General features: G+C 48.3%; 12 protein-coding genes and 2 pseudogenes. 4 read left to right on the forward strand and 10 right to left on the reverse strand.

Annotated features, from left to right (window positions below; genetic code table 11):
• Positions 1 to 82 precede the first annotated feature (82 nt).
• Positions 83 to 949, forward strand: coding sequence for an AraC family transcriptional regulator (locus FED52_RS07200; protein WP_138859435.1), 867 nt, complete (start codon positions 83 to 85; stop codon positions 947 to 949).
• Between the two features lie 50 nt (positions 950 to 999).
• Here the strand turns inward: FED52_RS07200 and bglA are convergent, their stop codons facing one another.
• Positions 1,000 to 2,454: a 6-phospho-beta-glucosidase BglA gene (gene bglA, locus FED52_RS07205; protein WP_034777604.1), complete on the reverse strand. Its 1,455-nt coding sequence runs from the start codon at positions 2,452 to 2,454 to the stop codon at positions 1,000 to 1,002.
• A gap of 12 nt (positions 2,455 to 2,466) precedes the next feature.
• A complete protein-coding gene (locus FED52_RS07210) occupies positions 2,467 to 4,359 on the reverse strand; it encodes a beta-glucoside-specific PTS transporter subunit IIABC (protein ID WP_205729372.1) in 1,893 nt (630 codons plus the stop codon).
• Between the two features lie 159 nt (positions 4,360 to 4,518).
• Here FED52_RS07210 and FED52_RS07215 point away from each other — a divergent pair, with 159 nt between their 5' ends.
• A complete protein-coding gene (locus FED52_RS07215; RefSeq protein ID WP_167491787.1) occupies positions 4,519 to 5,229 on the forward strand; it encodes a GntR family transcriptional regulator in 711 nt (236 codons plus the stop codon).
• A 112-nt stretch (positions 5,230 to 5,341) separates the two neighbouring features.
• Here FED52_RS07215 and FED52_RS07220 read toward each other — a convergent pair whose 3' ends face one another.
• From FED52_RS07220 to FED52_RS07255, 8 genes and pseudogenes are all read right to left on the reverse strand, one after another.
• Complete coding sequence (locus FED52_RS07220) at positions 5,342 to 6,025, reverse strand: hypothetical protein (protein ID WP_138859438.1); 684 nt, start codon at positions 6,023 to 6,025, stop codon at positions 5,342 to 5,344.
• 87 nt (positions 6,026 to 6,112) lie between these two features.
• Positions 6,113 to 6,604, reverse strand: a complete 492-nt coding sequence (locus FED52_RS07225; protein ID WP_138859439.1) for a DUF3916 domain-containing protein — start codon at positions 6,602 to 6,604, stop codon at positions 6,113 to 6,115.
• On the reverse strand, positions 6,601 to 7,089 hold the full coding sequence (locus FED52_RS07230) for a DinB family protein (RefSeq protein ID WP_138859440.1): 489 nt from the start codon (positions 7,087 to 7,089) through the stop codon (positions 6,601 to 6,603). Before FED52_RS07230 ends, FED52_RS07225 begins: the two co-directional genes overlap by 4 nt.
• Before the next feature lie 55 nt (positions 7,090 to 7,144).
• Positions 7,145 to 7,642: a hypothetical protein gene (locus FED52_RS07235; protein ID WP_138859441.1), complete on the reverse strand. Its 498-nt coding sequence runs from the start codon at positions 7,640 to 7,642 to the stop codon at positions 7,145 to 7,147.
• A complete protein-coding gene (locus tag FED52_RS07240) occupies positions 7,639 to 7,992 on the reverse strand; it encodes a DUF2332 family protein (RefSeq protein WP_138859442.1) in 354 nt (117 codons plus the stop codon). The genes FED52_RS07235 and FED52_RS07240 overlap by 4 nt, the downstream gene beginning before the upstream one ends.
• A 92-nt stretch (positions 7,993 to 8,084) precedes the next feature.
• Positions 8,085 to 9,412, reverse strand: a protein-coding gene (locus tag FED52_RS07245; RefSeq protein ID WP_138858667.1) for an IS3 family transposase whose coding sequence is annotated in 2 segments (ribosomal slippage) — positions 8,085 to 9,013 and positions 9,013 to 9,412 — 1,329 coding nt in all. Because the reading frame shifts where the segments join, the coding sequence is not laid out codon by codon here.
• Positions 9,413 to 9,861: 449 nt separating this feature from the next.
• Positions 9,862 to 10,406 (reverse strand): annotated as a pseudogene (gene resA, locus FED52_RS07250) (thiol-disulfide oxidoreductase ResA).
• A 38-nt stretch (positions 10,407 to 10,444) separates the two neighbouring features.
• Positions 10,445 to 11,152, reverse strand: a complete 708-nt coding sequence (locus FED52_RS07255) for a cytochrome c biogenesis CcdA family protein (protein WP_029595520.1) — start codon at positions 11,150 to 11,152, stop codon at positions 10,445 to 10,447.
• 230 nt (positions 11,153 to 11,382) lie between these two features.
• Between FED52_RS07255 and FED52_RS07260 the strand changes: the two are divergent.
• Together FED52_RS07260 and FED52_RS07265 are read left to right on the forward strand one after the other, a co-directional pair.
• Positions 11,383 to 11,808 (forward strand): annotated as a pseudogene (locus FED52_RS07260) (YdhK family protein); the annotation flags it as partial.
• 199 nt (positions 11,809 to 12,007) lie between these two features.
• Positions 12,008 to 13,459 carry a UDP-N-acetylmuramoyl-L-alanyl-D-glutamate--2,6-diaminopimelate ligase gene (locus tag FED52_RS07265; protein WP_029595522.1) on the forward strand — a complete coding sequence of 484 codons (1,452 nt, stop codon included), beginning with the start codon at positions 12,008 to 12,010 and terminating at the stop codon, positions 13,457 to 13,459.
• The last annotated feature ends 4 nt before the right edge of the window (positions 13,460 to 13,463 follow it).

Consider the following 13,463-nt stretch of genomic DNA (forward strand, 5'->3'; position numbering starts at 1 on the left):
TATCCGATGATATCCGTATCGAAATCATCGAGTGCCCCTACGATGTTCGAAGTATGATGAATGCAGATAGGAGGGAATGCTGATGCTTGAATCACTGAACCGATTGATGGACCACATCGATCAACATTTAACAGAAGACATCACGAGTGAGGATATCACACGCATCGTCGGGGTATCCGACTATCATTTTCGACGCATGTTTTCCTACATGGCCGGGATGACGCTCAATGAATATATCCGAAATCGTCGGCTGTCAGAAGCGAACAAGGACTTGATTCATGGGAAATCGGTCACGGACGTGGCGTATACGTATGGATACCAATCCGTCGACGGGTTCTCGCGAGCGTTTCGAGACTGGTGTGGCTTTTTACCGTCTGAAGTGATCAAGAACAAGATTCAAAAGTCATTCCCGAAATTCACTTTCTACATCGACATCAAAGGAGGAATTTCAATGGAATTCAAATTAGAACATAAACCTTCATTCAACGTCGTCGGCGTGTCCAAACGCGTCCCGATTCAATTTGAAGGTGTGAACAATGCAATCGTCGAGTTGGCGCAGTCAATTACGGAACAACAACGAAGCGAGATGCATCAATTGGCGGACCTTTATCCAAATCAAGTGCTCAACGTGTCGTACGACTTCGATGAAGGCTATTTGGACGAAACGGGTTCACTCACGCACATGATTGGCTTCGCGACGACACAAGATAATCCGTACGAGGATCTTGAACAAATCACGATTGCGTCGAACCTGTGGGCCGTCTTCCCGAATACCGGCCCGTTCCCGAAGACGCTCCAGGAGACGATGGCCAAAACGTATGCCGAATGGCTGCCGACGTCTGGGTACGAACTGGCCGACTTGCCGAGCATCTCGTTCACGAAGCATGACGGACCGTCGGACAACGTCTATAGCGAAGTGTGGGTGGCGGTCAAACCGAAAACGACGTAAGCACAGAAAAATACCTCTTGAAGACAATTGTCTTCAAGAGGTATTTTCGTTTACTTCGAAGGCTCGTACGCGAGCGCTTCCCCGTTCGTTTCGATCACATGCTTATACCAATCGAACGAGTCTTTCTTCATCCGCTCCATCGAGCCGTTGCCTTCATTGTCACGGTCGACATAAATCATGCCGTACCGTTTCTTCATCTCGCCCGTCGTGAACGAGACGATGTCGATGATGCCCCATGGCGTGTAGCCGATCAAGTCGACGCCGTCATAGACGACCGCTTGTTTCAACTGTTCGATATGCGCCTTCAAGTAGTCGATGCGTGCCGCATCATGGATTTTCCCGTCGACGATCTCATCGACAGCACCGAATCCGTTCTCGACGATGAAGAGCGGGATTTGATAGCGGTCGTACAACCGGTTGAGCACATAGCGGAGACCGACCGGGTCGATCGACCAGCCCCAGTCGCTCGACTTGATATACGGATTCTCGACGCCGTTCGGCAGACCACCGTTGACGATGTCGCCACTGTTGTCGGCGACGACATCACTCTTCACGGTCGTCGACATATAGTAACTGAAACCGAGGTAATCGACGGTCCCGTTTTTCAAAATCTCCTCGTCCCCATCGAGGAACGGGATTGAATAGCCTTCACGCTCGAACTCGTTCAAGGCGTAGCTCGGATAGAACCCACGCACTTGCACGTCTGGGAAGAAGTAACGCTGACGCATCATCTCTTCAGCGAGCATGACGTCGTCCGGGTTTGACGAGAACGGATAGATCGGCACGTGTGACACCATCGCCCCGATCTCGAAGTCCGGGTTGATCGCTTTCCCTTTCGCGACGGCGAGCGCGCTCGCAATCAACTCATGGTGCCCCGTCTGATACATGACTTCACGTGCGTTCTCCCCGTCTTCGACGATGACGCCAGAGTTCGTCCATAAGAAGAGCGGGTTGTTGACGTCCATCTTGTTGTTGATCTCGTTGAACGTCATCCAGTATTTGACCTTGTCTTTATAGCGGTCGAAACACACCTCGGCGAAGCGGACGAAATGGTCGACGACGGCACGGTTGCGGAACCCGCCGTACTCACGTGCGAGGTGGAGCGGCATCTCGAAGTGGGACAACGTGATGATCGGCTCGATGTCGTGCTTCAACAGCTCGTCGAACAAGTCGTCATAAAATTGGAGCCCTGCCTCGTTCGGCTCCGCATCGTCCCCGTTCGGGAAGATCCGGCTCCAACCGATCGACGTGCGGAGACACTTCAAGCCCATCTCAGCGAAGAGCGCGACGTCTTCTTTATAACGGTGATAGAAGTCGATTGCTTCATGGTTCGGATAAAATTCGTCCGGCTCGACCTTGTCCGTGATCCGACGCGCGACGCCGTGGGCGCCTGCCGTCAACACGTCGACGACGCTCGGTCCTTTGCCGTCGGCGTCCCAGCCGCCTTCAAATTGGTGGGCGGCTAGAGCGCCGCCCCATAGAAAGTCTTTCGGTAATGTCTTCATTGTAATTCCTCCTTATTGATTAACAATCGTGAGTATCGGTGTCGTCGTGTCTGTCTGATTACTTGCTTGGACGAGTACGTCAGCATATGTCGCGCTGTTCGTCACGATGACAGGTGTGATACTTGAAATATTATGTGCAGCGATCATGTCATGGTCGAACGTCGTCAACACATCGCCCACTTTAAAGCTGTCCCCGTCTTTGACGTGTACGGTGAACGGTTTCCCATCGAGCGTCACCGTATCGAGACCGACGTGAATCAACAACTCGATTCCCGTGTTCGAACGGAGACCGATCGCATGTTTCGTCGGTGCGACCATGACGACCGTCCCGTCAAACGGTGCAATGACCTTATTCCCGTCTGGCTCGACGGCATAACCTTTACCCATCGCCCCGGAGGCGAATACATCGTCCGGAACATCGCTCAAGGCGATGACTTTTCCAGAGAGCGGTGAAGCAATCGTCTCTTCCTGAACGAGCGTCGCACTCGCTTCTGCCGTCGCAGGTGTTTCCGTCACTTCTGTCACTTGTTTGGCCGTGTCTTCTCCGAAACCGAAGATTTGAATCAAGACGACCGGAAGGATGATGGCAATCGCTGTCCCGATCAACAGTCCCCAAATCGAGGTCGGCACGTCTTCACTGATTCCGTTCACAAGGGTGAGCGGACCCGGGAGACCAGCGTAAGCGAAGTAATACGGGTTGAAGAAACTGGCCACGATGGCTCCGACGGCCCCCGAGATACATCCAAAGATGAACGGTTTCTTGAAGCGGAGTGTCACCCCGTAAATGGCAGGCTCTGTGATTCCGAATAGTCCAGTAATCCCAGCCGAGACACCGACTTTTTTGATTTCTTGGCTCTTCGCTTTCAAGATGACACCGAGAACGGCGCCGACTTGGGCGATGACGGCAATCGTCTGATATGCCTGGAATGAGTCACGGCCATACAAGTCGAAGTTTGCGAGCACCATCGGCGTCACGCCCCAATGGACCCCGAAGATGACGATGACTTGCCAGAGACCACCGATAATTGCGCCAGCGAGCATCGGGGCGTTCTCCGCTAAGAAGTTGTAGCCGTTGGCAATCCCGACCGCACCCATCGTCGTGATTGGTCCGATGACGAGAATCGTGAGCGGCACCATGAGCACCAAACTGAAGAACGGTACGAACAAAGGACGAATGACCTCGTTCATGTGTCGGTTCAAGAACCGCTCGACATAGGATAAGATCCAGACGAGGAAGAGCGGTGGTAATACCGATGACGTATACGTCGTACCTGACAAGGCGAGACCAAGGAAACTGATCGTCTCCCCTGACGTGATGCGAGCCGCCATCTCGGCCCATGTCGGACTGACCAAGGCCGCACTGGCTGCGACGGAGATGAACGTGTTCGTCTTAAAGTGTTTCGATGCCGTGATGGCGATGAAAATCGGTAAGAACGTGAACGGTGCCCATGAGATGAAGCTGAACACTTCGTACGTCCCCGTCTCGGCGAAACCGTCGAACAACAATGTCGTGATGATGAGTACCCCTTGCAAAATCCCGGCTGCGGCCAAGATATAGATGAACGGTGCGAATACGGCGGACATCGTAGCGATGATGCGGTTGAGGACGGTCCCCTTGTTTCCGTCTTCGACCTCAGTCCCTTCGATTTGCACCAGTTTCGTGAACTCATCGAACACTTCCCCGACATGCTGCCCGATGACGACCTGGAACTGGCCACCCGTCTCGACGACCGTGATGACACCTGGCATCGCCATGACTTGTTCTTTCGCCTGCGGATTTGACCGCTTCAAGACGAGGCGGAGTCGCGTCGCACAGCGCGCCGCATTGATGACGTTGTCTTCCCCTCCGACGGCCTCTAAAATATCCCGAGCCAATTTTGAATAATCCCGAACTTTACTCAACAGAACACCCTCCTTTGATGTAACGCTTACATTTTGTACACTCTTACTATAATTGTACCGGTACAATTAATCAATAGCGATACAATAAATAGTTTGTGAACGTTTCGTAGACATGTGTGTGGTATAATGAAGGCAACATTTTCAAGTAGATGAGGGATGAGCGTGCTTAAATATCAACAAGTGGCAGCAGAGATTGAACAGTACATCAATCAACATGATTTGAAGCAAGGAGATAAACTGCCCGTGCTCGAGCAGTTGATGAGCCAATATGCCGTCAGCAAGAGCACGATCACGAAAGCACTCGAATTGTTGGAGCGGAAAGGGGTCATCTTTCAATTGCGGGGGAGCGGCATCTTCGTCCGGCGCCACAACCGTCCGGGCTATATGAGCCTGTTCTCGACACAAGGGTTCAAGAGCAACCTTGGTGACCGGGTGTTGACGTCGGACGTGCTCGACGTCTCGGTCTCGAAACCGGACGCGACGGTCGCACAGAACCTTGGCATCGACGTGACAGATGACGTCTATCGCGTCGAGCGGGTCCGCTTCGTCGACGGCGAGGTGTTCTGTTACGAGGAGTCGTACTATGTGAAGGCGATCGTGCCGTATTTGAACCGAGAAATCGTCGCCGACTCGATCTTCGATTACGTACAGGGCGCACTCGGTGTCACCATCGGCTTTTCGGACATGTACATGCAGGTCGGTCGACTGACCCAGACGGAAGCCGGCTATCTAGGTTTACAGACGGAGGACCCGACGCTCCGCATCGAGACGATCTTCCATCTATCGAATGGAAAGCCGTTCGATTATTCACGCATCACGTATCATTACGAGCACTCCCAGTTCGTCGTTCAGGCGAACGGGCCGTACATGTGAAAACACCGCTCTACGCGATGGCGTAGAGCGGTGTTTTTGTGTGGCTCAGACTAGCGGTTTTCGATTTAAATCAATTACTGACGTTTACATTTCACTTTCTCCATCGCCTTCGCTAAAAAAGATAACCGAGCGGGAGCACCGCCAACAACGCGAGTCCGAGCATCCGATATGATGTTGGCTCTGTCGTCTGAACGTCACCTGAACCACCAGTAAGCGCATCCCCTGGTTGCGCTTCGGTGTTGGATTGTGTCTCGACCAAGAGTTTCTGATACATCTCGAGCGTGACCGTGTCTCCGTCGATGAACCGTTTCGCATCGGTCGTCAAGGCGGTCAACGTCTTTCCATCATAGTCAAACCAGGCATTCTCTCGCGCGGAATGGACCAATGTACCGGACACATCAGCTAAGGCAATGGCCAACTCGTCACCATAGCCGAACGTGGAGAAGGCGAAGAGGCCCGGTTCTTGCTCGTACGTCCCGATGACATTTCTCGGCTCCCCATCTTGTTGGACGGCTGATACGTACTCCTTGCTCGAGACGAACGTACACATTTCGTCCGACGAATAACAGGATTGCGCGGCAATCATCACTTCATGGAGCGAACCGAACGAGATGGCGCGACTTTCCGTCAAGTGATAGTTACTCGGGTCGTCACCTTCGATATGGTCGAGGACGATTGACTCGAAATGTTCTTCAGCGAAACGCTCCGGTGATCGTTCTGTCGGCGCCGCAGCTGCCGACGTAGCAGCGAGCGTGAAGATCCCGGCTAAAGCGAATGTTGTGAGGTGGCGGAACATATTTCTTTCTCCTCTCATTTAACGGATTTCTTTATAAACAGTAGAACATTATGAATGCTATTTCTCGCTATATCATGCCAGTTTCGCTCACTGTACGAGCAACCAGACTTCTCCACTATGCATATAATCTTCATCTTGAATCAGTTCGTGAAACCGATGCACCTCGACGTCCGCTGACAGGTCGAGTCTTTGTAGGAATACGCAATCGTTAGGCAACCGCGTCCACGTCTGCTCTGACGTATCCCGATCCATAAACGCCTTCAGTCGTGCATCGCTTTCAAACACGAGGAGTTCGGACTGCCAAAGCGTCGGCAAATCGAGTAAGACGACGACCTGGTACCGCTCCTTTTCTCGGTTATGCACGAGACGTGAGGCCCCTTCCATCATCACCTCGATAATCGCACGTTGAATCCGGCTGTTCTCCTGTACAGACGATAAGAACGATTGTTCAATCGGGATTTTGTTATGCCAATACCCGTCATGAAACGTCGTCGGGAACGATTGGGTCTGTTCGTTGACATGCAGGCGCAACCGTTTCAGTCTTCGTCTGACACCGCGTACTTTTGCCCGTCTCTTCAAGAGGTTTTCCCCAAGATGGCGTCGACTTGCTGCTGGTGGTGCCGGTCATGTTCGATGAACTCGGTGACGATATAGGCGAGCGTATACGGGACACCGTGATGCGGGCAATGGGTTACCCCGTTCGCCGTCGTGTGCGAAGTCAGCGTCTCTTGACTTAATGACTGAAGCGTTTCTATGAGCGAACTTCGAGTCGTTTTTGCTAACTGGAGCACGTTTTCTCCTGAGAGACGCTTCGCTTTTTGGGTCGCTCGCGCGTTAAACGAGTCGAACTCAGGGAAAATCATGCCTTCCCCGGTCTTCACCGCTGGAATGATGACGTTCAACAGATGGTTATCCCAATGGGCAATGTGAAGGACGATTGCTTTGATTGACCATTTGTCGGTCGCAATTGGCTTGTCCCACATCGATTCATCCAATCTCTCTAACGTATTTAGCCAATCTGTATAAGATGCGAATTCATCGATTACGTTTATAGTGCTAGTCATGGACTTGTTCTCCTTGGTCTATAAAGTAAGTAGAGCGACTCATGTTCGAACACATCTATTCCGATTCATATAACCCTTCCGTTCGATTATACTCTTCCAAGCTGCGCCAATCAGGGAAAGTTTTTCGGAAGCGGCTACTGACGTCTTTTACTTGGCTCAGCAACAAGATAAACGTTGAGTCCCAAAAGATCAACTCACACACCGCACTCGGATACTGAATACGAGGTGACTCGATCCATAGGTCGCTATTACCGTCTGCGAACGGATAGACGGTCAGTTCGTTTAACGTGATCGACTCATGGCGTTCAAACGCCGTGAACACTCCCCAAATGACGTATAAGTTTGTGTGATGGACCAGTTCGAGTAGACGTTCACCTTTTATCCAGTAAGCCGTCCCTTCCTCGAGTTCTTGAACCTCTTCAAAATACTGTAACGCATCGTTTGAGAGAACGTCGTCGAGGTCCGTCACTAACCAATTATAGTCGGAGACTTGTGAATGGAGAGCAGTCATGACTTCTTGAATGGAAACGAATCGTTCGATAATCGTATTCATGGCAATAACGCCTCATGTTTCAGCAACCATTTGAACCATCTACCGTGCCCATCCGTCTCAGCAATTGTCTGTTCTCGTCTCACACCGTTCACATATTCATCTAGATGCAGGTCTTTGTCTTGGATATGGTTATAAAGATGGAACACCTCTCTCGTCTGTCCAATCTGTTCGACCACGTTCAGCAAGTGCATCTTCATATCGATCGTCATCTGGTTGGCCACATGGGTGTAGAAGATGCAGAGGGTGCTCTCTTCTGGAATGCTGTCGGAAAACCTCAAAAATTTTTGAGATAGATCATGTGCAGTCAATGCGCTTCTCCTCCGATACATACTTGCTCTTAAATCATACATTCCGTTTAAGTCGTGAGACTCCTTTCTAAAACACAAAAAAGCGGCACCGTCTACTAATCTGTACCCCTTGTAAAGGACATTAATAAAAAAACTTATGCTGATTCAAGGAGATGATTCCTGTACTGTACGGGAGTCATCTTTTTCATGTTCCATTGATAACGATGATGGTTGTAATAGTTAATGGTTTTTCGGATTTCACGCTGTAGTGAATCGAACGTGGTACAGGCCTTTAACTCGACGATATCCTTGAAATGTCCAAAGAATGATTCCTGGACAGCGTTATCCCAACAGTTGCCCCGTCGGGACATGGATTGACCTAGCTTCATACGCTTCACCTCTTTCTGATAGGTCGGGCTCGTGTAGTGCCCTCCTTGATCTGAATGGATGAATGCGTCCTTGTCCAAGCGAATCCTCCGGTTCTTCCGTAAACGCTTCAACGTATCCAATACAATGTCGAGATTGATGTTCTCAGAGAGTTGATGCGCCAGTACCTCATTGGTCGAACCGTCCACGATGGTCGAAAGATAGGCTCGCTTACCGTTCCCGTAAAATATGTAGGTGATATCGGTGAGAAGCACCTTGTAGGGAGTGCCCTGTTTGAATTCGCGTTTGAGGCGATTCGGCACCACCCGGTGCTCGGCCGTCGCCTTAATGAGCCGTTTGTATGGCTTCGCCTTGCGGATTGGACACACGATGTTGTATTTCCGCATGATACGTCGGATACACTTCAGGTTCATCGTCACACCGAAATGACCAGACAGCACCATCTTGATCTGCCTAGCACCCTTCTTGCGCTTCTTGAAGTGGAACGCCTTCAGAACGAGGTCACGAAGAGCCACGTCTTTCGATTCGCGCTCCTGTCTGGTCTGTCTCCTCCGTTCCGAGAAATAGGCGTGGTATCCCTGACGTGACACCCCGGCCACCTGGCAGAGATGGCTGACCATCCCCTTCATTTTGTGCTTGATGATGACACCTTGAATCAGCTCATACTTTTGCGATGCGTTAAGTCCAGCTTTCCTCTCCCTTCCGCCAGGCGGATCTCCTTTAATAGTTCGACCTCTGCTTTCAACAGTTTGTTTTCGGCCTCGAGCTTCGCGTACCGTTCTTCTGTCGACAGCTCTTTATCTCTCCAACGTCCTGAATTACTTGATCGTGTATCGCGCAGCCCCATTACCCCATCTTTTCGGTAAGCTCGTGTCCAACGATTTTTACAAGAACTCATACGCCGTTCACCGAGTACCTCCACATCGAATCCACATCCCCGGAAGATTTCCACAGGGAACTTTCCTTCCAACGTCTGTGCTATAAAAAGTTCCTTAAACTCATCGGTATACGTGATCCCTTTCGGGCTCACAGATTTAACGTAAGGATTTGCGGCTAGCGCATCTATTTCTTTTGACGTAAATATCTTCTTCGACACTCGAATTCACTCCCAATATGATTTAGTCCAGTGTACACAAAAACCCTGAGCAGTAGACTTTTTTTTAGTGTCTACTACTCAGGGTACAGTTTAGCCGTTCCTATTCTCTTTTTTTTCATGTAGATGCCCTCCGAATATGTCATTTTTTATTTTTTATTTTTTATAAGTATAACATTCATAAAGTTTAACGAAAAAGTTTCGACTTTTTGTGCAGATATCTTGATTTCAAAACAGGTAATCCATTCCCTCTACAATTGACCCAAAAGGAATAATCCTTCCAATCGGTCCGGTGGAGGATCTTTGCCTGATTTTTATTTATAAATTTTCTACACCTGACATTTCTTTTCTTTCGGTTAGTCCACTTTAAAGAAATGTTTTTTTCTCGTTTTTTCTTTGCAGCATTTTTCAAAATAACGTGGCCCGCATTATGCTTGGGAAATTCAGAGGTATCAGCACGGTTTGATCTGTTCCATATAACTCGCGATATCCTCTTCGGACATTTCACCCGTAATAATTTTCTCGATTTTGCCCTCTTGATTGACTAACAGAGTAGTCGGCAATGGACGGATATTATAAGCTTCCATAACACTTTTGTCCTTATCGATAACAATCGGGAACGTTAAATTTCGCTGTTCAGCAAATTGTCTCACTTCATAATCGGATTGCGCAATATTGACAGCGAGTATCTCCACACCTTGATCCTTGTATACCTGGTACTGCTTTTCCATCAGCGGGAACTCTTTTTCGCACGGTTTGCACCAAGTACCCCAAAAGTTCACGAACACCCCCTGCCCTTTGTACTCAGACAGCTGATGCCGTTCCTCGTTCAAATCCGTCAACGCAAAATCGGGTGCCGAATCTCCAACTTGCAGCAATTCGTTTTTCTCTTTTGTTAATCCGTTGTAGATGGTAAATGCAATAGCGACAACCAGAATGAACAAATACTTGTCCTCATAATCAAGCGATTTCTCTTTTTATCCTTTTTAGCAGCCATACACTGTCACGTCCTTCCTAGATGATGGGTTGAGTCCATTAAAACCCTGTAAATCCACCCGTAAATTGCGATAAAAAAGCGATGATTTCTGTCAGCATGTCAAAGTAAAGTAAAACGCCCATCAGAATCATTAATGCTCCTCCTATTGACATGAAAAGAGCGCTCTTCTTCTTCAAGAAAGTCATTTTCTCAATAAAAAACGACATCAAGAGAAAAGGAATGGAAAATCCCAGAACGTAAAACAGCATATAGAGTAAGCCACTGTCCGGATCCGCTACTCCGAGTGCAATAACTCCTGCAAGTATGGGACCGGTACACGGGGTCCATCCAGCTGCAAAGCCAATGCCGATCAGAACAGAACCCGCGTATCCGGAGGGCCTTTTCTGGAACTGTAATTTCTTATCCGACAGCAGGAAGTCGAATTTCAGAATACCGGTTAGGACCAAGCCAAAAAACACCATCAAAATAGCGCCCAATTGACGTAGAAGAACTTGATATTCCAAGAAGAAGTTTCCGATAAGCGAAGTCGACAAGCCCAACGCTAAAAAAATGATGGAGAAACCTATCAAAAATAGAACCGTATGAATCAAAGCCGTGCTCCTCATCATTCCCTTGCCCGTCTTTAACTCATTGACTGAAACTCCAGTAAGGTAGGATAAAAAAGCCGGATACAAAGGAAGGGAGCATGGAGAGATAAATGATAAAAGCCCTGCGCCAAACGCAAGATACAAACTAATTTCCGCCACTTGTACACCTCCTATTACAGTAAGTTGAATCCTCTTCTTTATCATTTTTGTATCCCTTAAGGAATCAAATGAAATTTTCTATATAAGACTCGGGGAATTTCAAGGTATGTAAAATTAAATACAGCCCCTCTCTTAACTTCTACTTCCCCGTGCTTGCTTAACCGTTCCAGAAGACGTCAACCAATCCAGTTTACCGATTAATTCTTGATTTTCTGTGCAGTTTCTTCTATTCCGGTTCAGGTGAAGTCCCGGATGATTTGCAGGAAGCCGAAAATCCAACCTTTGAAGTTGGAAGCCAGGCGATTATTGAAACCGATCATATGGAAGGCATGAAAGGTGCTGAAGCCACAATTGTCGGGGCTTATGATACAACCGCCTATGCAGTGACCTATACGGCGACGGACGGAGGCGAGCCGGTTGAAAATCACAAATGGGTGATTCACGCAGAATTGGAAAATCCAGGTGATGAACCATTGGAAACGGGCGATGAAGCGGCCATTGCCGCTGACCATATGGAGGGAATGGACGGCGCAACGGCTACGGTTGATTCTACCGAAGAAACGACCGTCTATATGGTTGATTTCGTCCCGACCACCGGAGGCGAGGAAGTCACCAATCATAAATGGGTGACTGAAAGCGAACTGTCACCCGAATAAAAGCGCCAAAACCCGGGATCTTGTCAACAAGATCCCGGGTTTTTATCTGTAATGGTTCATAAAGGATTCGATTTCGTTTGTATTACAAAAACATTAAGTTTTAGTAGTTAGGCTTCCCGTATAAATTCTGCACATTTTTTCAACATTTTTATAATAGAATAAATCAAATTTAAATAGTTTTAGAGAGGTCACCAAATCTATGAAAACAAATCAGCTTTTGAACGAATCCGGTCTGATCTCCCGATTAGATTCCAGAATATTAGAATTAGACATCAAGGGGATTGCCGATAACTCAAGCGATGTGGCAAAAGGTTTTGTGTTTGTTGCTATTAAAGGATTTGAAATTGATGGTCACGGGTTTATTGACCAGGCAATTGAAAAAGGGGCAGCCCTTGTCATCGGAGAACAAGGAATTACCCGGTTAGGTGTCCCTTATTTACAGGTGGAAAATAGCCGGAAAGCGCTTGGCATCCTGGCCAGGAATTTTTATGGCCGTCCATCTGACCAGAAAATAATGATTGGAATTACGGGCACCAACGGAAAAACGACGACGAGCTATATGCTCCAGCACTTTCTGGAAAGCAACGGTATGAGTTGTTCTGTCATCGGTACCAACCAAAATATTATCAATGGCGAAAAAATGAAAAGCTCGAACACCACACCAAATTCACTCGCTCTCCATAAACTGTTGACCCTCAGTCAGGATGAGGTCGTCATTATGGAAGTTTCTTCTCATGGACTGGCCCAGTATCGGTTAGAAGGCATTGAATTTGATTACGGCTTGTTCCTCAATCTTCACCATGAACACCTGGATTATCACAGTTCCATGGAAGAATATTTTCAGGCGAAGCTTACAATGTTCAATCAGATGAAAGAACATGGGATTGCTGTAGTGAATACAGATAATGAGTGGGGACGAAAGCTCTGTGGAATCCTGCAAACAAAGGGAAAACCGATTTATGCAATTGGCACATCCACTGAATGCAACCTGCGTGTTGCAAAATTTCATTCACTGTCCTCCACTATGCGGGTGATTGAAAGTAACGAAACGTATCAAATGGTCGCTGCCATGACCGGAATGCACAATATGTATAACACCTTAATGGCCTACGGAACATCATTGTTGCTGGGTATCCCCAAAGAAAAGCTCTTAAACTCCATTCACCATTTCAAGGGAGTCGATGGACGCTTTGAGGTCACGAAACTGGCCAAGGGCTCGATCGTTATTGTGGATTATGCCCATACTCCGGATGCCATCTCTTACTGCCTGGAAACTGCAAAATCACAAGGGGCCCAACGAATAACCCATATTTTCGGCTTTCGTGGAAATCGAGATGCCAGCAAGAGAAAGCACATGCTATCCATATCTGCTGAAATGAGTGACCGCTACATTTTAACGTTGGACGACCTGAACAATGTTTCTCCAGGAGATATGCTGGAAGTTTTAAACCAACTAAATGAAACATACGGCAACTCAAAAGGCAGCATCGTTCCAGACCGTACACTCGCCATTCAGCAAGCAATCCATGAAAGCAAGGAAGGCGACTGGATTGTGATTACCGGTAAAGGACACGAGAAATACCAGCAAACCTTTCATTTACCGACTGATTCGGACCGGGAAACCGTCAATTATATAATAAAGCAGAACTAAAATA

The sequence above is a fragment of the Exiguobacterium mexicanum genome (genome assembly GCF_005960665.1).
Classification (GTDB): Bacteria; Bacillota; Bacilli; order Exiguobacteriales; family Exiguobacteriaceae; genus Exiguobacterium; species Exiguobacterium mexicanum_A.

What these genes read in the sequence shown, in the direction of transcription:
- FED52_RS07200 (WP_138859435.1), top strand. Translation starts at nt 83, where the DNA reads ATGCTTGAATCACTGAACCGATTGATGGACCACATCGATCAACATTTA.
- bglA (WP_034777604.1), bottom strand. Translation starts at nt 2,454, where the DNA reads ATGAAGACATTACCGAAAGACTTTCTATGGGGCGGCGCTCTAGCCGCC.
- FED52_RS07220 (WP_138859438.1), bottom strand. Translation starts at nt 6,025, where the DNA reads ATGTTCCGCCACCTCACAACATTCGCTTTAGCCGGGATCTTCACGCTC.
- FED52_RS07230 (WP_138859440.1), bottom strand. Translation starts at nt 7,089, where the DNA reads ATGACTAGCACTATAAACGTAATCGATGAATTCGCATCTTATACAGAT.
- FED52_RS07235 (WP_138859441.1), bottom strand. Translation starts at nt 7,642, where the DNA reads ATGAATACGATTATCGAACGATTCGTTTCCATTCAAGAAGTCATGACT.
- FED52_RS07240 (WP_138859442.1), bottom strand. Translation starts at nt 7,992, where the DNA reads ATGTATGATTTAAGAGCAAGTATGTATCGGAGGAGAAGCGCATTGACT.
- FED52_RS07265 (WP_029595522.1), top strand. Translation starts at nt 12,008, where the DNA reads ATGAAAACAAATCAGCTTTTGAACGAATCCGGTCTGATCTCCCGATTA.